The following is a 17998-nucleotide window of genomic DNA, read 5'->3' on the forward strand; positions in this document are numbered from 1 at the left end:
CAATGAACGGATGAACCGACCCTGCAATATTGCCGCGCGGCTGCCGGAACTGGCCCGTGAACGCCCCGACCAGATCGCCATCCGCTGCCCCGGCCGCCGAGGCGCTGGCAACGGCATGGCCGCCTATGACGTGACCCTGGACTACCGCCAGCTGGACGCCCGCAGCGATGCCATGGCGGCCGGCCTGGCCGGCTACGGCATCGGCCGCGGCGTGCGCACGGTGGTGATGGTGCGGCCTTCGCCGGAGTTCTTCCTGCTGATGTTCGCCCTGTTCAAGCTGGGCGCGGTGCCGGTGCTGGTCGATCCGGGCATCGACAAGCGCGCGCTGAAGCAGTGCCTGGACGAAGCGCAGCCGGAGGCCTTCATCGGCATTCCCCTGGCCCACGTGGCCCGTCTGGCGCTGCGCTGGGCACCGTCGGCCACCCGTCTGGTGACCGTGGGCCAGCGCCTGGGCTGGGGCGGCACCACCCTGGCCGCGCTGGAGCGCGCCGGCGCCGCCAGCGGCCCGATGCTGGCCGCCACCGACGGCGAGGACATGGCCGCGATCCTGTTCACCAGCGGCTCCACCGGCGTGCCCAAGGGCGTGGTCTACCGCCATCGCCACTTCGTCGGCCAGATCGAACTGCTGGGCAACGCCTTCGGCATGGAAGCGGGCGGGGTGGACCTGCCGACCTTCCCGCCGTTCGCGCTGTTCGACCCGGCGCTGGGGCTGACCTCGGTCATTCCGGACATGGACCCGACCCGGCCGGCGCAGGCCGACCCGGCGCGGCTGCACGATGCCATCCAGCGTTTCGGCGTGACCCAGCTGTTTGGTTCGCCGGCATTGATGCGCGTGTTGGCCCGCCATGGTCGGCCGCTGCCGTCGGTCACCCGGGTCACCTCGGCCGGCGCCCCGGTGCCGCCGGACGTGGTGGCTACCATCCGCCGCCTGCTGCCGGGCGATGCGCAGTTCTGGACGCCCTATGGCGCCACCGAGTGCCTGCCGGTGGCCGTGGTGGAAGGCCGTGAACTGGAACGTACGCGTGCCGCCACCGAGGCCGGCGCCGGCACCTGCGTGGGCAGCGTGGTGGCGCCCAACGAAGTGCGCATCATCGCCATCGATGACGCCCCGCTGCCCGACTGGTCGCAGGTGCGCGTGCTGGGCGTGGGCGAAGTGGGCGAGATCACCGTGGCCGGGCCGACCGCCACCGACAGCTACTTCAACCGCCCGCAGGCCACCGCCGCGGCGAAGATTGCCGAAACCCTGGCCGATGGCAGCAGCCGCATCGTGCACCGCATGGGCGATGTCGGTTACTTCGATGCGCAGGGCCGCCTTTGGTTCTGTGGGCGCAAGACCCACCGCGTGGAAACCGCGCGCGGGCCGCTGTACACCGAACAGGTGGAACCGGTGTTCAACACGCTGCCCGGCGTGGCCCGCACCGCACTGGTGGGCGTGGGCGCGGCCGGTGCGCAGGTGCCGGTGTTGTGCGTGGAGCTGCAACGCGGCACCCGCGATGGCGCGGCCCTGCAGGAGGCGCTGCGCGCCCATGCGGCCACGCACCTGCCCGCTGCCGGTGTGCAGCACTTCCTGGTCCATCCGGGCTTCCCGGTGGACATTCGACACAACGCCAAGATCGGCCGCGAAAAGCTGGCCGTCTGGGCCAGCGCTGCCTTGGAGAAGCGTGCATGAAGATCCTGGTTACCGGTGGTGGTGGCTTCCTTGGCCAGGCCCTGTGCCGCGGCCTGCTTGAGCGCGGCCACCAGGTGCTGGCGCTCAACCGTGGCCATTACCCGGCGCTGCAGGCGATGGGCGTGGGCCAGATCCGTGGCGACCTGGCCGATCCGCAGGCCGTGCTGCATGCGGTGGCCGGGGTGGACGCGGTCTTCCACAACGGCGCCAAGGCCGGCGCCTGGGGCAGCTATGACAGCTACCACCAGGCCAACGTGGTGGGCACCGACAACGTGATTGCCGCCTGCCGCGCGCACGGCGTCGGCCGCCTGGTCTATACCTCCACGCCCAGCGTGACCCATCGCGCCACCTACCCGGTGGAAGGGCTGGGCGCCGACGAAGTCCCGTACGGCGAGAATTTCCAGGCCCCGTACGCGGCGACCAAGGCGATTGCCGAGCAGCGCGTGCTGGCCGCCAACGATGCCAGCCTGGCCACCGTGGCGCTGCGCCCACGCTTGATCTGGGGCCCGGGTGATCTGCAGCTGGTACCGCGGCTGGCCCAGCGTGCCCGCCAGGGCCGCCTGCGCCTGGTGGGCGATGGCAGCAACAAAGTCGACACCACCTACATCGACAACGCCGCGCTGGCGCACTTCCTGGCGTTCGACGCGCTGACCCCGGGTGCGGCCTGTGCCGGCAAGGCGTACTTCATTTCCAACGGCGAACCGCTGCCGATGCGCGAGCTGTTGAACAAGCTGCTGGCGGCGGTGAATGCCCCGGCCGTGGAGAAAACCCTCAGCTTCAAGACCGCCTACCGCATCGGCGCCGTCTGCGAGCGCCTGTGGCCGCTGCTGCGCCTGCCCGGCGAACCGCCGTTGACCCGGTTCCTGGCCGAACAGCTGTGCACGCCGCACTGGTACAGCATGGAACCGGCGCGCCGCGATTTCGGTTACGTGCCGCAAGTCAGCATCGAAGAAGGGCTGCGCCGCCTGCACGCGGCCTCGTGACGACGGCATCACGCCGCTGAAGGCTTCATCGCGCGCAGAAGTGGCCGTCACCGGTTGCACACCGCCGGATCGGGAGGATGGACCCACGCCATCCACGGCCCGACCCATCGCGAGGAGCGCCATGCTGCACTACGCCGTTATTTTCTTCGTCATCGCCATCATCGCCGCCGTGCTCGGCTTCTCCGGCATTGCCGGCGCCGCCAGCAACATCGCCTGGATCCTGTTCGTCGTGTTCCTGATCCTTGCGGTGATCTCGATGTTCCGCAAGCGCGGGTAGTGTCGAGCCTGCTCGACTGACGCACCTGTAGAGTCGAGCCATGCTCGACTGTTGCAACAGCAGTCGAGCAAGCTCGACTCTACAGAAGCGGGGCCCCGCGCGTCGCACGCGATGCGGGGCCCCCCGCACTACACCAGCGCCTTGTCGGCCGCGTGCCGCTCCAGCGCCAGTTCGATCAACCGCGTGATCAGCGCGGTGTAGCCCAGCCCACTTGCACCCCACAGCTTGGGATACATGCTGATGCGGGTGAAGCCGGGCAGGGTGTTGATCTCGTTGATGGTGATCTTCCCATCCGCGCCCAGGAACACATCCACCCGCGCCATGCCCGCGCACTCCAGCGCCTGGTACGCCTGCAGCGCGATCTGCTGGATACGCGCCTGGCTGTCAGCATCGATCGCCGCCGGCACCACCACATCGGCACCCGCCGCGTTCAGATACTTGGTGTCATAGGCGTAGAACTCGTCATGCACCACCACCTCGCCACAGACACTGGCCTGCGGTTGTGCGTTGCCCAGCACCGCACATTCGATCTCGCGACCGGCCACGGCCGATTCCACCAGCACCTTGTGGTCGTGGCGCAGCGCCAGTTCCAGCGCAGCCGCAAAGCCAGCCGCATCCTTTACCTTGCTCACGCCCACCGAAGAACCCTGGTTGGCCGGTTTCACGAACAGGGGCAGCCCCAACTGCGCGATCAACGCGGCCACATCCACCTGGGCTGCCTGGTGGCGGCGGATGCAGACCCACGGCGCCACCGGCAGGCCGGCATCACGCAGCAGGCGCTTGGCCACGTCCTTGTCCATCGCCGCCGCCGAACCCAGCACCGACGAGCCCACGAACGGCAGGCCGGCCATGCGCAGCAGGCCCTGCAGCGCACCGTCTTCGCCCAGCGGGCCGTGCACGATCGGCAGCACCACGTCGATCTGCCCCAGTGCTGCACCCGGCAGTAGCGCCGAGGCGGCGCCGGACGGGCGCAGCGCGATCCGGGCCGGATCATCGGCGTTGAGCAGGAACGCGTCGGGCTGCAGCAGGTGCCATTGCCCCTGCTTGTCGATGCCGACCAGCACCGGTTCGTAGCGCTCGCGATCCAGCGCATCGAGGATGTTCTTCGCCGACTGCAGCGAAACTTCGTGTTCGGAAGACGTGCCGCCGAAAATGATGCCAACCCGGGTACGTGCCATGGGCAATGCGATGTCCTGTGCAACAAGGACCCACAGCATGAACCTTCCCGCGCCGACCAGGTGAGGCCCACATGAATCCCCAGGGGGTCAGAGCCCGTTGCGCAGCAACGGGATCCGACCCCGTCCGTTCCGACAGATCGCAGGGCCCCCGGCCCAAGCCCACCACCCACGCAGGTAGAATGGCCACATGGCTCTTTCCCTGCTCAAGTCCCTCAAGCCGGTCGCTGGCCGCGCCCTGCAGATCGCCCTGAACCGCGCCCTGGCGCTGGATCCGGACACCCGCCACGCCCTGGCCAGCCTGCACGGCCGGCACATCGACCTGACCCTGGAAGCGCCCGCGCTGGCCATGCGCATCAGCGTGGACGGCGACCAGCTGCGGGTCGGCCCGGTGGACGCCCAGGAAGCCGACCTGGCCGTGCGCAGCAGCCTGGTCGGGGTGCTGGCGCAGTTGCCGCTGCTGGCCAACGCGCGGCGTGGCGACGACGCCGGCAAGGGCCGCGTACGCGTGGCCGGGGATGCCGAACTGGCGCGCCGCCTGCAGCAGCTGGCCAAGGGCTTCGATCCGGACTGGCAGCAACCGTTCGTGAGCGTGTTCGGCGAAGTGCTGGGCGTGCAGGTGGCCAACACCCTGCGCAGCGCCTTGCAGCACGCGCGGCAGGGCGCCATCGACCTGGCCCACAGCGCCGCCGAATTCGTCACCGAAGAATCGCGCGACGTGGTGCCGCGTGGCGAACTGGATGCCTTCCACGATGACGTGGACGTGCTGCGCGACGATGTTGAACGATTGCAGGTGCGCGTGCAGCGCCTGCGGGGTGCCGCATGAAGGCCCTGCTGCGGGCCAACCGCATCGGCCGGGTCATTCTGCGTTACCGCCTGGACGACCTGCTGCAGGGCACCGCGGCCGAGCGCTGGCTGCGCCTGGCCAAACCCTTCGTGCCGCGCGCACCGGCGGCCATTGCCGCGCAGTCGCGTGGCGCACGCCTGCGGCTGGCGCTGCAGGACCTGGGCCCGATCTTCGTCAAGTTCGGCCAGATCCTGTCGACCCGCCGCGACCTGGTGCCGCCGGACGTGGCCAATGAACTGACCCTGCTGCAGGACCGGGTCAAGCCGTTCGACGGCGATACCGCACGCCGCATCGTGGAAGAAGCGCTGGGCCTGCCGGTCAGCGAGGCCTTTGCCAGCTTCGATACCGAACCGCTGGCCTCGGCCTCGATCGCGCAGGTTCACGCCGCCACCCTGGCCGATGGCCGCCAGGTGGTGGTGAAGGTGCTGCGCCCGGGTATCGAGAAGCAGATCGACGCCGACATCGCGCTGTTGAACTCGCTGGCCAGCCTGGTCGAGCGCACCCACCCGCGTGCCGACAAGATCCGCCCGCGCGAAGTGGTGGCCGAGGTGGAAAACACCCTGGCCGCCGAGCTGGACCTGCAGCGCGAAGGCGCCAATGCCAGCGTGCTGCGCCGCTTCTGGGAAAACAGCGACGATCTGTACGTGCCCGAAGTGATCTGGAGCCACACCGCCGAACGCGCGCTGACCCTGGAACGGGTGTGGGGCATTCCGTCCGACGACATCGTCGCCCTGGACCAGGCCGGCATCGACCGCAAGGCGCTGGCGGCCAAGGGCGTGCGGGTGTTCTACACCCAGGTGTTCCGCGACAACTTCTTCCACGCCGATGCGCACGCCGGCAACATCTGGGTCGACACCGATCCGGCGCGCCGCGACAACCCGCGCTTCATCGCGCTGGACTTCGGCATCATGGGCCAGCTCTCGCAGGAAGATCAGTACTACCTGGCCGAGAACTTCATGGCCATCTTCAACCGCGATTACCGCCGCATTGCCGAACTGCACGTGCAGGCGCGCTGGATGCCGGACAACGTGCGCATCGACGATCTTGAAGCGGCGGTGCGTTCGGTGTGCGAACCGTACTTCACCCGGCCGCTGTCGCAGATTTCGCTGGCCGAAGTGCTGCTGAAGCTGTTCCGGGTAGCCCAGCGTTACCAGCTGACCCTGCAGCCGCAGCTGATCCTGCTGCAGAAGACCCTGCTGAACATCGAAGGCGTGGGCCGCCAGCTGGACCCGCAGATCGACATCTGGGCCGTGGCCAAGCCGGTGCTGGCGAAGATCCTGCGCGAGCGCTACAGCCCGCGCCGGGTGGTGCGTGAGATCGGCAAGCGCCTGCCGGAAATCATGACCCACGCGCCGGACATGCCGCGCCTGGTGCATGCCTGGCTGAGCCAGCAGGTGGAAGGCCGCCACGAACTGGCCATGCGTTCACGCGATCTGGTGGCGCTGGACGCCAGCCTGCAGAAGCTGCAGAAGCGCGCGGTTGGGGCGATTACCGGCGTGGGCCTGCTGGCCATTTCCGCACTGCTGTACGTGCTGCAGCCGCCCGGCTGGTACTGGGGTGACCTGCCCATGTTGGGGCTGGGCGCGGCGGTGCTGGGCGCGGTTGCGCTGGCCCGCGCCTGGTGGCGCTGAGCCCGCATGGCTGATCGGCTGGCAGCGCGCACGCTGCCAGCCTCCTGCGGCTACCAGTGGTAGCCCAGACCCAGGTGCGACTGCACACTCTGGAAGCGATCCAGACGCGTTGAATGCCAGGTCTTGCCCAGCCCGGCTTCCAGCATCAGATGCTGGCCCAGCGGCTGGTTGCGGCGCACGAACACGCGCTTGCTGTCGTGTTCGCGCAGCAGCAGCGGGTCCGCATCGGCGGTATACCCGGAGGTACCCTGTCCCAGCCACAGCTGGGTGGAACCGCGCCCACTGCTGTCTTTCAGCCGCAGCGACACGGTGGTGCCGTGGCCATCGGGGCCGTTCGACTGGCGGTGGCGCTCATGCCGCAGCGAAGCCGTCACCCGCGGGAAGTAGTGCGACGCCCCGACCGACCAGCCGCTGACGTAGGCGCCGGCGTGGTATTCGGCGTATTTGCCGCCCACGCTCAGCACGGTCTGCGGCGCCACCTTCCACTGCAGGTCCTGCTGGATCTGCCGGTTCACGAACACCGGATCGTCGTTGGACGCCGTGGCCGCGGTGCGGGTGGAAAACCGAGGCGACCAGGTGTGGTGCAGCGAGCCCTGCACCCGGTTGCCGCCGAAACGGGCACTGCCGTAGTCACGCTCGCCATGGGCCAGGCCCAGGTGCCAGCGGCTGTCGCCATTGCGACCGGCCACGTCCAGGGTCTGCACATCGCGGTGGCCGAAACCATCGGTGTAGTCGGCGTGGTCCAGTTGCAGCGCAACCCGGTCGATGCCGGCATGGGCGCTGGACACGGCCAGCAGCAGGGCGCACGGCAGTGCGCCACGGAAGATCAATCGCATGGTGGTTACTCCAGGGGTTGGGAATGCAGCTGCTGCACCAGCCGGTAGCGGCCCGGCGGCAGGTTTCGCTCCACGGTGATGCGTGGGCCGAACTGGCTGCCCGCAGCGACAATGCGCCCGGGCAGGATGATCACGCCGACGCCTAGCGCGGCGCGTGCACCGATCCATGCGCCCAGCTTGTCGCGCTGGCTGTCGTGCACGTTGCCGCCCACATGAACGCAGACAGTGGCGCCATCCAGGCGATGGTTGCTGGTGCGCACCAGCGCGCCCAGATAGGCGTGGTCGTCAATGCGGCTGTCACCGATGAAGCACTGCGGGCCGATGCTGACCTGCTGGCCGATCAGCGTGTGCTTCAGTTCGCTGGCGAAACCGATGCGCGTGCCATCGCCGATCTGCAGCGGCCCGCGCAGCAGCGCGTGGTTGCCGATCACGCAGTCGCGGCCGATCAGCACCGGGCCCTGGATATGCGCGCCATCGCAGACGCGTGTACCGGCGCCGATGCGCACCGCACCCTGCACGATGGCCCGCGGCGAGACCTGTGCCTGCGGGTCGATGGCAGGTGACATCGTGGCCAACGCGGTGGCCATCGCTTGCAGGTCATTCCACCACATGCGGGTACCTCGTCGGCTTGTCGCGTGCTGGCTCGCGCCCGGTGCACAGCCCCTTCAGGCCGTGCACCAGCCAGATGGCGTAGGCCAGCAGCACGTACAGCATGGAAAACGCGGCGGCGGGCACCAGCCAGGCGCTGCGGTGGTGCACCGCGCTGATCACCGCCAGCGCCATCACGATGCCGATCCACACCAGCGGCATCACCGCCAGCACCAGCCCACCCGGGCCGTGCACCTGCGTGGCACCGAACCACACATGCAGCGAAGCGGCCACGCCCAGCAGTGCCAGCAGGAGCATCGGCAGGATGCTGAACACCCCGAAGCGGCTGAGCAGCAGGCCGCGGTGCAGGCGCATGCAGACCGCATAGCCCACGATCCAGCGCCGCCAGCGTCGCCATTCCTCGCGCAGCGTGTTGCATTCCTGCGGGTAGACCACGCAGCGGATGCTCTGCCGCACGCGGAAGCCCTGCGCCACCAGCGACCACGACATGTCCAGGTCTTCCACCCGGGTGCGGTCGGAAAACCCCACCTTGCGCAGCACGGCGGTGCGGAACAGCCCGCACGAACCGGAGACGATGAAGGGCGCGCCGCCCAGCCACTGCTGGAAGCTGCGCTTGATCACGATCATCGGCAGCTTCAGGCTGGCCCGCACATGGGGCAGGAAGCCGGCGCCGCGCAGGCAGGAAGAAGGTACGCCGCCCACGGCATCGGCGCCGCGTTCGATCTCGGCCAGCAGGTGGCCAAGCCCATCGCCCTGCGGGTCGATGCGTGTATCGGCATCGGTCAGGAACACCTGTTCGGCGGTGACATGCTGCAGGCCGTGCATCAACGCCCCGCCCTTGCCGGTGTTGGCCTGGTGCAGCGCAAGCAGGCGCCCGGGCCACTGCGCCTGCAGCGCGTCCAGCACCTGCGCGGTGGTATCGGTGGAGCCATCGTTCACGCAGATCACCCGCGCCACGTAGCGGTTGTGCAGCAGGTCGGTGAGCGAGCGCGCCAAGCACGGTGCCTCGTTGTAGGCGGGCACGATGGCGTCGATGCTGTGCAGCCGCGCGCTGGGCCGGCGGGCGGCATGCACCAGCAGGCGCACGCCGATGAAGGCGCACATGGCCAGGAACAGCAGCGTCTTCATCACAGCACCATCCGGTGGGCCAGGAAGCCTTCGCACGGCCCCAGGCCGATCTGCTGGCCACGGAACTGCGCGTGGCAGCGCAGATGGCTTTCCTGCATGTACTGGCGTTCGCCCTGGCTGGCATGTTCGCGCAGCGCCAGGATCTTCTGCTCCAGCTGTGCGCTGATGTCTTCGAACACCTGTGGCGCGAACTGCGGCAACGTGCTCGGGCTTTCGTAGCACAGCACCTGGCCCACGCCGCGGCAGGCGATGATCGAGCACTCATGCACGGTGCGATGGTCCTGGTGGTGGTCCTGGCCGCACATGGTGTAGACCCGCTGCGGTGCCACGGCGGCGCAGGCACGTTCGATGGTGGCGATCAGCTCGTTGCGGCAGGCCGGGAAGCAGGTATCGGGGAAGTCGCACTGCTGCACGTGCAGGGCGCCCAGCTGCTGCAGGGCGCGATGCGATTCGCCGCTGCGATCGGCACCGTCGTGGCAGCCGCGGCCGCCACGGCTGAGCACCAGTGCATGCACGCGCGCGCCGTCGCGGGCCAGTTTGGCCAGGCTGCCACCGCAGCCCAGTTCAATGTCATCGGGGTGGGCGCCGATCGCCAGAATATCCAGGGGCATGGCGGGGTCCTTGCGGGATTCGGGAAACAGGCGCGTGTGCCGGGGCGTGCGCCGAGAGGGCCGGGACTATCGCAGCGCAGATGCGGGCGATCCATGCAACATTTCCGAAAAGCGCGCAGGATCACAGCGCGGTGGCAGAAACCGCGTGGGTTGCGCCAGTCGCTGCGGCGGCGGCGTTCGCGCGACAATCACCCGAACGTGCCGAATGCGGCACGCACTGCAGGACGAGACATGGATCTGGCAGCACTGAAGGACGAACTGGCGCGCCACGGCGCCGACAACGATGCGGGCGAAAGCGAACGTGGCCGGCGCATGCTGAACATCACCGCCGACACCGGCGAACTGCTGTCGGTGTTGGTGCGTTTCGGCCAGGCCCGTCGCGTGCTGGAAATCGGTACCTCCAACGGCTATTCCACGCTGTGGCTGGCCGAGGCCGCCGCAGCGATCGATGGCCACGTGACCACGCTGGAATACGCCGCGGACAAGGTGGCGATGGCGCGCGCGAACTTCGCCCGCAGTGGCCTGGCCGGGCGCATCACCCTGGTGCAGGGCGATGCCGGGGACTGGCTGGCCGCGGCGGACGATGCCAGCGTGGACCTGCTGTTCCTCGATTCGGACCGCGACCAGTACGCCGGCTGGTGGCCGCAGCTGCGCCGCGTGCTGCGCCCCGGCGGTCTGCTGGTGGTGGACAACGCCACCTCGCACGCCGCACAGATGCAGCCGCTGCGCGCGTTGCTGGATGCCGATGCGGACTTCAGTACCAGCCTGGTGCCGGTGGGCAATGGTGAACTGCTGGCGGTGCGCAACGGCTGACGGCTCCTGCCGCCGTTGTATGGGGTCGGAGCCCTTTTCCGCAGGAAAAGGGATCCGACCCCACGCTGGCGCCCCCGTATAATCCGGCGGTGAGTACCGATACCGAAACCGCCCCTGAAACCGCCCCCCTGCAGCTGCTGCACCTGGATGAACGGCTGGCCGTGGTCAACAAGCCGGCCGGGCTGATGGTCCATGACAGCAAGCTGGCCCGTGGCGAAGATGATTTCCTGGCCGACCGCCTGCGCGAGCAGCTGGGTCGCCCGATCTTCCTGGTGCATCGCCTGGACCGCGCCACCAGCGGCTGCCTGCTGCTGGCCTTCGACCGTGATACCGCCAGCACGCTGGGCAAGGCGCTGATGGGCGGTGAGGTGAGCAAGGATTACCTGGCCATCTGCCGCGGCTGGCCGGCCGAGGAGGCCTGGCAGGTGGATCACGATCTGGATGGCGGGCCCGGCAAGCCGGTGAAGAAGCCGTCGGTGACCGATTTCCAGCGCCTGGCCATCGGCGAACTCTGCGTGCCGGTGGGCGAATTCGCCAGTTCGCGCTATGCGCTGCTGCGCTGCCAGCCGCTGACCGGTCGCTTCCGGCAGATCCGCCGGCACCTGAAGCACCTGTCGCACCACCTGATTGGCGATACCAGCCACGGTGACGGCCGCCACAACCGCAATTTCCGCATGCAGGGCGTGCACCGCATGCTGCTGCACGCCGAGCGCCTGCGTTTCCCGCACCCCGATGGCGGCATGCTGGATGTGCGTGCGCCGGTGGATGCCGGTTTCCAGAAGGCGCTGGACCTGTTCGGCTGGCAGGTGGACTGAAGGTAGCGCCGGGCCATGCCCGGCGTGGTGCCCCGGGGTCAGAGCCCTTTCCCGTTGGGAAAGGGATCCGACCCCGATGGGGTTACTTCTTTTCCGGCTCGTTCACGATCGCTTCCAGGTCCTTCTGCAGATCGGTGATCAGCGGCTGCATGCGCGTCTGGATGGCCACCATCACGTTCTGCATCAGTGCCGGGGTCTTGTCCAGCAGGCTCTGGCCGGCCGGGCTCTCGTAGAACTCGGCCATGGCCAGCACGTCTTCCTTGCTGAAGGTCTTCTTGTAGAGATCGACATACATCGGCCGCAGCTGCTGCCACGACAGCGCCTGGCGCAGGGTCTGGTTGGTGCGCGCCTGGATGCGCTGCAGCTGTTCCTGCTGCTGGGCGGTCAGTTGGCGCTGCGCGGTGGCCTGCTGGAACTGCTGCTGCTGCATCGCTTCGATCTGCGGCAGCGCCGCGTCGAGCATGGTCTGCGCGCGCGATGCGGCCAGCAGGCGGTTGATGTCGCTGTCGGTCGGCGGCGCGGCCCAGACCGGGCTGCTGCACGCGGCCAGGGCCAGCAGCAGGGCAACGCGGCGCAGGCGCGCGGGCAGGGCGGGAACAAGGCGGGTCATGCGAAGCTTCCTGCGGTACATGGAAGGCCCAGCATAACTGCTGCGCAGGCGAAGGCGACGTGTTCGGTACCTGATCGGCGGCATACGGCGCGCGATGGCGGCCACGGCGGCGCCGGTGCCGCTACAATGCGCGCATGGGCAGTGGACCGGTCACCATCAGCGCGCAGCTTGAAATCCCCGACGGCGAGATCGTCGAGCGGTTCGTGCGTGCCAGCGGTGCCGGTGGGCAGAACGTCAACAAGGTGTCCACCGCGGTGGAACTGCGTTTCGATGTGGCCGGCTCGCCCTCGTTGCCCGAGCCGCTGCGCGAGCGCCTGCTGGCGCGCCGCGACCGGCGCATGACCGGCGAAGGCGTGCTTGTCATCGATGCGCAACGGTTCCGCACCCAGGATCGCAATCGCGAGGATGCGCGCGAGCGGCTGGCGGCCTTCATCCAGGCTGGGCTGAACGTGCCCAAGCCGCGCAAGGCCACCAAGCCGTCCCTGGGCTCGAAACTGCGTCGTCTGGACGCCAAACGCGGGCGCGCGCAGATCAAGCGCGGGCGCTCATCACGTGACTGGGAGTGATTGCTTGAACAACCCGACGCCGTTGCTGCCGGCCGTGCCGCCGAACATGCCGCAGGTCAAACCCAACGCCTTCCTGCGCTGGCTGGCGCGCTGCACCCTGCGCCTGGGCGGCTGGAAGGTGACCGGCACGCTGCCGGACATTCCGCGCCTGGTCTTCATCATCGCCCCGCATTCGTCCAACTGGGACGGGCTGTGGGGCATGGCGGCCAAGATCGCGCTGGGCATGAAGGTGAAGGTGCTGGGCAAGGCCTCGCTGTTCTGGTGGCCGCTGGGCCCGCTGCTGCACCGGCTGGGGGTGATCCCGCTGGACCGCAGTGCGCCGCAGGGCACGGTCGGCCAGGCCGTGGACCTGCTGCGCAACAACGAAAAAATGTGGTTCGCCATCACCCCCGAAGGCACCCGCAAGGCGGTGAAGGACTGGAAGGCCGGTTTCCTGAAGATCGCGCGGATGGCCGACGTGCCGGTCCTGGCGGCGTACTTCCATTACCCGGAAAAGACCATCGGCATCGGCCCGCTGTTCACCCCCACCGGCGATGATGCGGCCGACATGGCGGCCATCCGTGAGTTCTACCGCCCGTGGATGGGCAAGACCCGCGGCACGGTCTGAAACGCCCCGCAGCGGCCGCATACACGCCACGTCCGGCACATGCCGGGCGGCCGCGACAGGAGTAGGGTGGAGGGCTGTCATTCCCTACCGCCCGCCCAAGGAGCGTTCTACATGTCGCGTACCGTAGCCCTGGCCGCCGCCATCAGCCTGGCGCTGGCGGCCTGTTCCGGCAAGGAGTCCACCCCCGTGTCCGAAGCCCAGCAGACCCCGGCCCAGCAGCCGGCCGATGCCTCCACCAACCCGCTGCTGAGCGCCAGTACGCTGCCGTTCCAGGCGCCGCAGTTCGACAAGATCAAGGACAGCGACTACCTGCCGGCCTTCGAAGAAGGCATGCGCCAGCACCTGGCCGACGTGCGCAAGATCGCCGACAACCCCGAGCCGGCCACCTTCGACAACACCCTGGTGGCGATGGAGCGCAGCGGTGAAACCCTCACCCGCGTGTCGCGCATCTTCTTCGGCCTGGTCCAGGCCGATGGCACCGAAGCGCGCCAGAAGATCCAGGAAGAGATCGCACCGAAGCTGGCCGCGCACCAGGACGAGATCAACCTCGATCCGAAGCTGTTCGCGCGCGTGAAGTCGCTGTACGACCAGCGCGACACGCTGGAACTGGACCCGGTGCAGAAGCGTCTGGTCGAGCATTACTACGACGGTCTGGTGCGCGCTGGCGCCCAGCTGTCCGACGCCGACAAGGCCAGCCTGCGCAAGCTGAACGTGGAAGAGACCACGCTGTCCACCCAGTTCCACACCCGCCTGGTCGCGGCCACCGCCGCCGCCGCCGTCGTGGTGGATGACAAGGCCAAGCTGGCCGGTCTGGACGAGAACGCGATCAACACCGCGGCCAACGACGCCAGCGCCCGCAAGCTGGACGGCAAGTTCCTGCTGCCGCTGCAGAACACCACGCAGCAGCCGGTGCTGGGTTCGCTGAGCGATCGCGACCAGCGCGCCGCCGTGCTGAAGGCTTCGGAAACCCGCGCCGAGCGCGGCGACGCCAACGACACCCGGCAGACCGTGCAGCGCCTGGCCCAGCTGCGTGCGCAGAAGGCCAAGCTGCTGGGCTTTGACACCTACGCCGATTACAACCTGGGCGACCAGATGGCCAAGACCCCGGCCGCTGCGCTGAAGCTGCTGACCGACACCGTGCCGGCGGCCACCGCCAAGGCGCGCGAGGAAGCGGCCGACATCCAGAAGGTGATCGACGCGCAGAACGGCGGCTTCAAGCTGGCCGCTTCGGACTGGGACTTCTACGCCGAACAGGTGCGCAAGGCCAAGTACGATCTGGACGAATCGCAGATCAAGCCGTACTTCGAACTGGACAACGTGCTGCAGAACGGCGTCTTCTACGCCGCCACCCAGCTGTACGGCATCACCTTCAAGCCGCGCACCGACATTCCGACCTACAACCCGGACATGAAGGTGTACGAAGTGTTCGACAAGGACGGCACGTCGCTGGCCCTGTTCTACACCGACTACTTCAAGCGTGACACCAAGTCCGGCGGCGCCTGGATGGACGTGTTTGTTGAACAGGACGGCCTGACCGGTGCCAAGCCGGTGGTCTACAACGTCTGCAACTTCACCAAGCCGGCCGCAGGCCAGCCGGCGCTGCTCAGCTTCGACGACGTCACCACGCTGTTCCATGAGTTCGGCCACGCGCTGCACGGCATGTTCTCCAACGTGAAGTACCCGTCGATCGCCGGCACCGCCACCTCGCGCGATTTCGTCGAGTTCCCCTCGCAGTTCAACGAACACTGGGCGCTGGACCCGAAGGTGTTCGCCAACTACGCCAAGAACTACAAGACCGGCGAGCCGATGCCGCAGGAACTGGTGGACAAGATCCTGAAGGCACGCAGCTTCAACCAGGGCTACGCCACCACCGAATACCTGTCGGCGGCGCTGCTGGACCTGGCCTGGCACACCCAGAAGGCCGATGCCCCGCTGCAGGATGTGGGCGCCTTTGAAGCCAGCGCGCTGAAGAAGTTCAAGGTGGACCTGCCGCAGGTGCCGCCGCGTTACCGCACCACCTACTTCGACCACATCTGGGGCGGCGGCTATTCGGCCGGCTACTACGCCTACTTCTGGGCAGAAGTGCTGGACCACGACGCGTTCCAGTGGTTCACCGAACACGGTGGCCTGACCGCGGCCAACGGCCAGGAGTTCCGCGACAAGATCCTCTCGCGCGGCAACAGCGTGGAACTGTCGACCCTGTACCGCGATTTCCGCGGCAAGGACCCGTCGGTGGAACCGCTGCTGAAGTTCCGCGGGCTGAAATAAGAAACAGAAAACGGCGGGGGCAACCCCGCCGTTTTTCGTTGCGCCGCACCGGGGTCGGATCCCTTTCCGCACTGCGGAAAGGGCTCTGACCCCCTTGCCCGACCCGACCGGGAACCTCTCCCGCCGCCTTGTGGTCTGATCCACCTACCACCCACCCGGAGCCTGTCATGGATGCTGTCGCCCGCCCTCCCTTTTCCCAACGCGCACTGGTCTGGCTGAAGAAAGAAGCCCTGCCCCTGCTGGTGATGCTGGGCCTGCTGGCTGCCGCCCGCGACACCCTGGCCAACCACTACGTGGTGCCCAGCGGCTCGATGCAGCCCACCCTGCAGCCCGGCGACCGCGTGGTGGTGGATATGCGCGCCTACGGCCTGCGCCTGCCCTTCACCCACCAGCAACTGCTGGCCACCGGCACCCCGCAGCGCGGCGAAGTGGCCGTGTTCGATTCGCCGGCCGACGGCACCCGATTGATCAAGCGCGTGGTGGCCGTGGCCGGTGACCATGTGCAGCTGCACGGCGGCCACCTGACCATCAATGGCCAGGCACTGCAGATCGCCGGGCTGGCCGATACCGAAGCCTTCGGCCCGCGCCAGGCCCAGCTGGACCTGGACATGGGCGGTGGCCCGGACATCGCCGACCTGCAGGTGCCGGCCGGCAAGGTGCTGGTGCTGGGCGACCACCGCGGCAACAGCTTCGACGGCCGCTTCTTCGGTTTCGTCGATGCCGATGCCCTCTACGGTCGCGCGGTGTCGGTGTACTACCGCCGCGGCGACGGCTTCGAGTGGCAGCGGCTGTAAGCTGAATTGATACGTTCTACATATCAATCCTGACCTATCAGGTTATGGATCGACTGGATAAGGCGGCCTACGCTGGCCGCCTGATCCCCATCTTGGCCGCCCCCACGGCCACCCGATTCCATGACTGGCGAAACCGCGGCGGCCGACAGCGCCCGCCCCCGTACCCTCGATTCCGGCACTGACACCCGCATCCAGCAGGGCACCCCGGCGTTCCGCCGTACCGCGGTGGCGCTGTTCCTGGCCGGCTTTTCCACCTTCGGCCTGCTGTACACGGTGCAGCCGCTGCTGCCCGAGTTCAGCCGCCACTTCGGCGTGTCGGCCGCCGGCAGCGCGATGTCGCTGTCGCTGAGTACCGGCACGCTGGCGGTGGCGATGCTGCTGGCCGGCCTGCTGTCCGATGCGGTGGGCCGCCGGCCGTTGATGATCGCGGCGCTGATGGCCTCGGCGCTGCTGTCGCTGTGCACCGCGCTGGTGGACGACTGGACCACGATGCTGGTGCTGCGCACCCTGCTGGGCCTGGCCCTGAGCGGCGTGCCGGCGGTGGCCATGACCTATCTGGTGGAGGAGATGGACAGCCGCGCGCTGGGCCTGGCCATGGGCCTGTACATCGGCGGCAATGCCATTGGCGGCATGAGTGGGCGCCTGCTGGCCGGCATCATTGCCGACCACTGGGGCTGGCGCTGGGGCATCGGCGCGGTGTCGATCATTGCGGTGGCCAGCACCGTGCTGCTGTGGCTGCAGCTGCCGCCGTCGCGGCACTTCCAGGCCCGTCGCGGTGGCCTGCGCCAGTTGCCGTCGCGCTGGCGAACGCTGTTTGCCGACCCGGGCCTGCCATGGCTGTTCGCCACCTCGTTCGTGCTGATGGGCGTGTTCGTCACCCTCTACAACTACCTGGGCTACCACCTGCTGGCGCCGCCGTACCACCTCAGCCAGACCGTGGTCGGGTTGATCTTCAGCGTCTACCTGGTGGGGACCTTCAGCTCGGCGTGGATGGGCCAGCTGGCGATGCGGCATGGGCGGGGCCGCATCCTGACCATTTCCTTCGGCCTGATCGGCGCCGGCATCGTGCTGCTGATGCTGCCGTGGCTGGCGACCATGGCGGTGGGCATCGCGCTGGTCACCTTCGGTTTCTTCGGCGGGCATTCGGTGGCCAGCAGCTGGGTCGGCAGCCGCGCCGGTTCGATGCGTGCCGAAGCCTCGGCGCTGTACCTGTTTGCCTACTACCTGGGCAGCAGCGTGCTGGGCGCCGTGGGCGGGCTGGCCTACGCCGCGTGGGATTGGCTGGGCGTGTGCCTGTTCACCGGCGTGTTGACCCTGCTCGGCGGCGGCATCATCTGGGCGCTGCAGCAGCGCGCCCCGCAGCCGGTGATCGCCTGAACCCCGCCGGGTTCCGCGTGCGTCCGCTCTGGTAGGTGCCGACCTTGGTCGGCACTCTGGCGCGGGCCAACCAAGGTTGGCCACTACCACTGCAAGGTGTCCGCGGTCATTCCGCCGCGAATGCACCACGCAGCAAGCCGGCGAAATTGCGGATCAACCCCGCAGCCGGTGACCGCCTGAACCCCAGCGGGTTCCGCGTGCGTCCGCTCTGGTAGGTGCCGACCTTGGTCGGCACTCTGGCGCGGGCCAACCAAGGTTGGCCACTACCACTACAAGGTGGCCGCGGTCATTCCGCCGCGAATGCACCACGCAGCAAGCCGGCGAAATTGCGGATCAACCCCGCAGCCGGTGACCGCCTGAACCCCAGCGGGTTCCGCGTGCG

The 17998-nt window shown here is 68.4% G+C and carries 18 protein-coding genes; 12 read left to right on the plus strand and 6 right to left on the minus strand.

What is annotated here, in order from left to right:
• The first annotated feature begins 10 nt into the window (after positions 1 to 10).
• From oleC to C1930_RS01075, 3 genes are all read left to right on the plus strand, one after another.
• Entirely contained in the window at positions 11 to 1669 is a 1659-nt protein-coding gene (gene oleC / locus C1930_RS01065) for an olefin beta-lactone synthetase (RefSeq protein WP_108755089.1), read from the plus strand.
• Positions 1666 to 2652, plus strand: a complete 987-nt coding sequence (gene oleD, locus C1930_RS01070; RefSeq protein WP_108755090.1) for a 2-alkyl-3-oxoalkanoate reductase — start codon at positions 1666 to 1668, stop codon at positions 2650 to 2652. Before oleC ends, oleD begins: the two co-directional genes overlap by 4 nt.
• Positions 2653 to 2773: 121 nt before the next feature.
• Positions 2774 to 2929, plus strand: a complete 156-nt coding sequence (locus tag C1930_RS01075) for a DUF1328 domain-containing protein (protein WP_107231440.1) — start codon at positions 2774 to 2776, stop codon at positions 2927 to 2929.
• A gap of 128 nt (positions 2930 to 3057) precedes the next feature.
• On the opposite strand, the gene ddlA is transcribed toward C1930_RS01075, so the two are convergent.
• On the minus strand, positions 3058 to 4107 hold the full coding sequence (gene ddlA / locus C1930_RS01080; RefSeq protein ID WP_108757610.1) for a D-alanine--D-alanine ligase: 1050 nt from the start codon (positions 4105 to 4107) through the stop codon (positions 3058 to 3060).
• A gap of 187 nt (positions 4108 to 4294) precedes the next feature.
• On the opposite strand from ddlA, the gene C1930_RS01085 reads away from it, so the two are divergent.
• Together C1930_RS01085 and ubiB are read left to right on the plus strand one after the other, a co-directional pair.
• A complete protein-coding gene (locus C1930_RS01085) occupies positions 4295 to 4930 on the plus strand; it encodes an SCP2 sterol-binding domain-containing protein (protein WP_108770887.1) in 636 nt (211 codons plus the stop codon).
• Complete coding sequence (gene ubiB / locus C1930_RS01090; RefSeq protein ID WP_108770888.1) at positions 4927 to 6582, plus strand: ubiquinone biosynthesis regulatory protein kinase UbiB; 1656 nt, start codon at positions 4927 to 4929, stop codon at positions 6580 to 6582. Before C1930_RS01085 ends, ubiB begins: the two co-directional genes overlap by 4 nt.
• 50 nt (positions 6583 to 6632) lie before the next feature.
• Here the strand turns inward: ubiB and C1930_RS01095 are convergent, their stop codons facing one another.
• From C1930_RS01095 to C1930_RS01110, 4 genes are read right to left on the minus strand one after another with little or no spacing between them, the layout of a single operon-like run.
• Positions 6633 to 7418, minus strand: coding sequence for a YaiO family outer membrane beta-barrel protein (locus tag C1930_RS01095; protein WP_108755093.1), 786 nt, complete (start codon positions 7416 to 7418; stop codon positions 6633 to 6635).
• Between the two features lie 5 nt (positions 7419 to 7423).
• Entirely contained in the window at positions 7424 to 8029 is a 606-nt protein-coding gene (locus C1930_RS01100; protein ID WP_108755094.1) for an acetyltransferase, read from the minus strand.
• Complete coding sequence (locus tag C1930_RS01105) at positions 8016 to 9155, minus strand: glycosyltransferase family 2 protein (protein ID WP_108755095.1); 1140 nt, start codon at positions 9153 to 9155, stop codon at positions 8016 to 8018. The genes C1930_RS01100 and C1930_RS01105 overlap by 14 nt, the downstream gene beginning before the upstream one ends.
• Positions 9155 to 9766 carry a PIG-L deacetylase family protein gene (locus tag C1930_RS01110; RefSeq protein WP_108755096.1) on the minus strand — a complete coding sequence of 204 codons (612 nt, stop codon included), beginning with the start codon at positions 9764 to 9766 and terminating at the stop codon, positions 9155 to 9157. The genes C1930_RS01105 and C1930_RS01110 overlap by 1 nt, the downstream gene beginning before the upstream one ends.
• Before the next feature lie 231 nt (positions 9767 to 9997).
• Between C1930_RS01110 and C1930_RS01115 the strand changes: the two genes are divergently transcribed.
• Both C1930_RS01115 and C1930_RS01120 read left to right on the plus strand, forming a co-directional pair.
• Positions 9998 to 10579: a class I SAM-dependent methyltransferase gene (locus tag C1930_RS01115; RefSeq protein WP_108770889.1), complete on the plus strand. Its 582-nt coding sequence runs from the start codon at positions 9998 to 10000 to the stop codon at positions 10577 to 10579.
• 65 nt (positions 10580 to 10644) lie between these two features.
• The gene (locus tag C1930_RS01120; RefSeq protein WP_108770890.1) at positions 10645 to 11394 is read left to right on the plus strand and encodes a pseudouridine synthase; all 750 of its coding nucleotides are present in this window, start codon (positions 10645 to 10647) and stop codon (positions 11392 to 11394) included.
• Positions 11395 to 11476: 82 nt separating this feature from the next.
• Here C1930_RS01120 and C1930_RS01125 read toward each other — a convergent pair whose 3' ends face one another.
• Positions 11477 to 12004: a DUF2059 domain-containing protein gene (locus tag C1930_RS01125; protein WP_108748095.1), complete on the minus strand. Its 528-nt coding sequence runs from the start codon at positions 12002 to 12004 to the stop codon at positions 11477 to 11479.
• 134 nt (positions 12005 to 12138) lie between these two features.
• Between C1930_RS01125 and arfB the strand changes: the two genes are divergently transcribed.
• The 5 genes from arfB to C1930_RS01150 all read left to right on the plus strand — a co-directional run bounded on the left by arfB (position 12139) and on the right by C1930_RS01150 (position 17616).
• Entirely contained in the window at positions 12139 to 12570 is a 432-nt protein-coding gene (arfB, locus tag C1930_RS01130) for an alternative ribosome rescue aminoacyl-tRNA hydrolase ArfB (RefSeq protein WP_108748096.1), read from the plus strand.
• Positions 12571 to 12616: 46 nt separating this feature from the next.
• On the plus strand, positions 12617 to 13177 hold the full coding sequence (locus C1930_RS01135; protein ID WP_233614934.1) for a lysophospholipid acyltransferase family protein: 561 nt from the start codon (positions 12617 to 12619) through the stop codon (positions 13175 to 13177).
• Positions 13178 to 13288: 111 nt separating this feature from the next.
• Entirely contained in the window at positions 13289 to 15445 is a 2157-nt protein-coding gene (dcp, locus tag C1930_RS01140; protein ID WP_108770891.1) for a peptidyl-dipeptidase Dcp, read from the plus strand.
• Between the two features lie 167 nt (positions 15446 to 15612).
• The gene (gene lepB / locus C1930_RS01145; RefSeq protein ID WP_108770892.1) at positions 15613 to 16239 is read left to right on the plus strand and encodes a signal peptidase I; all 627 of its coding nucleotides are present in this window, start codon (positions 15613 to 15615) and stop codon (positions 16237 to 16239) included.
• A 120-nt stretch (positions 16240 to 16359) separates the two neighbouring features.
• Positions 16360 to 17616 carry an MFS transporter gene (locus C1930_RS01150; protein WP_108755100.1) on the plus strand — a complete coding sequence of 419 codons (1257 nt, stop codon included), beginning with the start codon at positions 16360 to 16362 and terminating at the stop codon, positions 17614 to 17616.
• Positions 17617 to 17998 lie beyond the last annotated feature (382 nt).

The organism is Stenotrophomonas sp. SAU14A_NAIMI4_8 (assembly GCF_003086695.1).
GTDB lineage: Bacteria > Pseudomonadota > Gammaproteobacteria > Xanthomonadales > Xanthomonadaceae > Stenotrophomonas.

Bases quoted from the DNA above. Each gene is read 5' to 3' on its own strand.
- oleC (WP_108755089.1), top strand. From the start codon at position 11: ATGAACCGACCCTGCAATATTGCCGCGCGGCTGCCGGAACTGGCCCGT.
- oleD (WP_108755090.1), top strand. From the start codon at position 1,666: ATGAAGATCCTGGTTACCGGTGGTGGTGGCTTCCTTGGCCAGGCCCTG.
- C1930_RS01075 (WP_107231440.1), top strand. From the start codon at position 2,774: ATGCTGCACTACGCCGTTATTTTCTTCGTCATCGCCATCATCGCCGCC.
- ddlA (WP_108757610.1), bottom strand. From the start codon at position 4,107: ATGGCACGTACCCGGGTTGGCATCATTTTCGGCGGCACGTCTTCCGAA.
- C1930_RS01085 (WP_108770887.1), top strand. From the start codon at position 4,295: ATGGCTCTTTCCCTGCTCAAGTCCCTCAAGCCGGTCGCTGGCCGCGCC.
- ubiB (WP_108770888.1), top strand. From the start codon at position 4,927: ATGAAGGCCCTGCTGCGGGCCAACCGCATCGGCCGGGTCATTCTGCGT.
- C1930_RS01095 (WP_108755093.1), bottom strand. From the start codon at position 7,418: ATGCGATTGATCTTCCGTGGCGCACTGCCGTGCGCCCTGCTGCTGGCC.
- C1930_RS01100 (WP_108755094.1), bottom strand. From the start codon at position 8,029: ATGTGGTGGAATGACCTGCAAGCGATGGCCACCGCGTTGGCCACGATG.
- C1930_RS01105 (WP_108755095.1), bottom strand. From the start codon at position 9,155: ATGAAGACGCTGCTGTTCCTGGCCATGTGCGCCTTCATCGGCGTGCGC.
- C1930_RS01110 (WP_108755096.1), bottom strand. From the start codon at position 9,766: ATGCCCCTGGATATTCTGGCGATCGGCGCCCACCCCGATGACATTGAA.
- C1930_RS01115 (WP_108770889.1), top strand. From the start codon at position 9,998: ATGGATCTGGCAGCACTGAAGGACGAACTGGCGCGCCACGGCGCCGAC.
- C1930_RS01125 (WP_108748095.1), bottom strand. From the start codon at position 12,004: ATGACCCGCCTTGTTCCCGCCCTGCCCGCGCGCCTGCGCCGCGTTGCC.
- arfB (WP_108748096.1), top strand. From the start codon at position 12,139: ATGGGCAGTGGACCGGTCACCATCAGCGCGCAGCTTGAAATCCCCGAC.
- C1930_RS01135 (WP_233614934.1), top strand. From the start codon at position 12,617: ATGCCGCAGGTCAAACCCAACGCCTTCCTGCGCTGGCTGGCGCGCTGC.
- dcp (WP_108770891.1), top strand. From the start codon at position 13,289: ATGTCGCGTACCGTAGCCCTGGCCGCCGCCATCAGCCTGGCGCTGGCG.
- lepB (WP_108770892.1), top strand. From the start codon at position 15,613: ATGGATGCTGTCGCCCGCCCTCCCTTTTCCCAACGCGCACTGGTCTGG.
- C1930_RS01150 (WP_108755100.1), top strand. From the start codon at position 16,360: ATGACTGGCGAAACCGCGGCGGCCGACAGCGCCCGCCCCCGTACCCTC.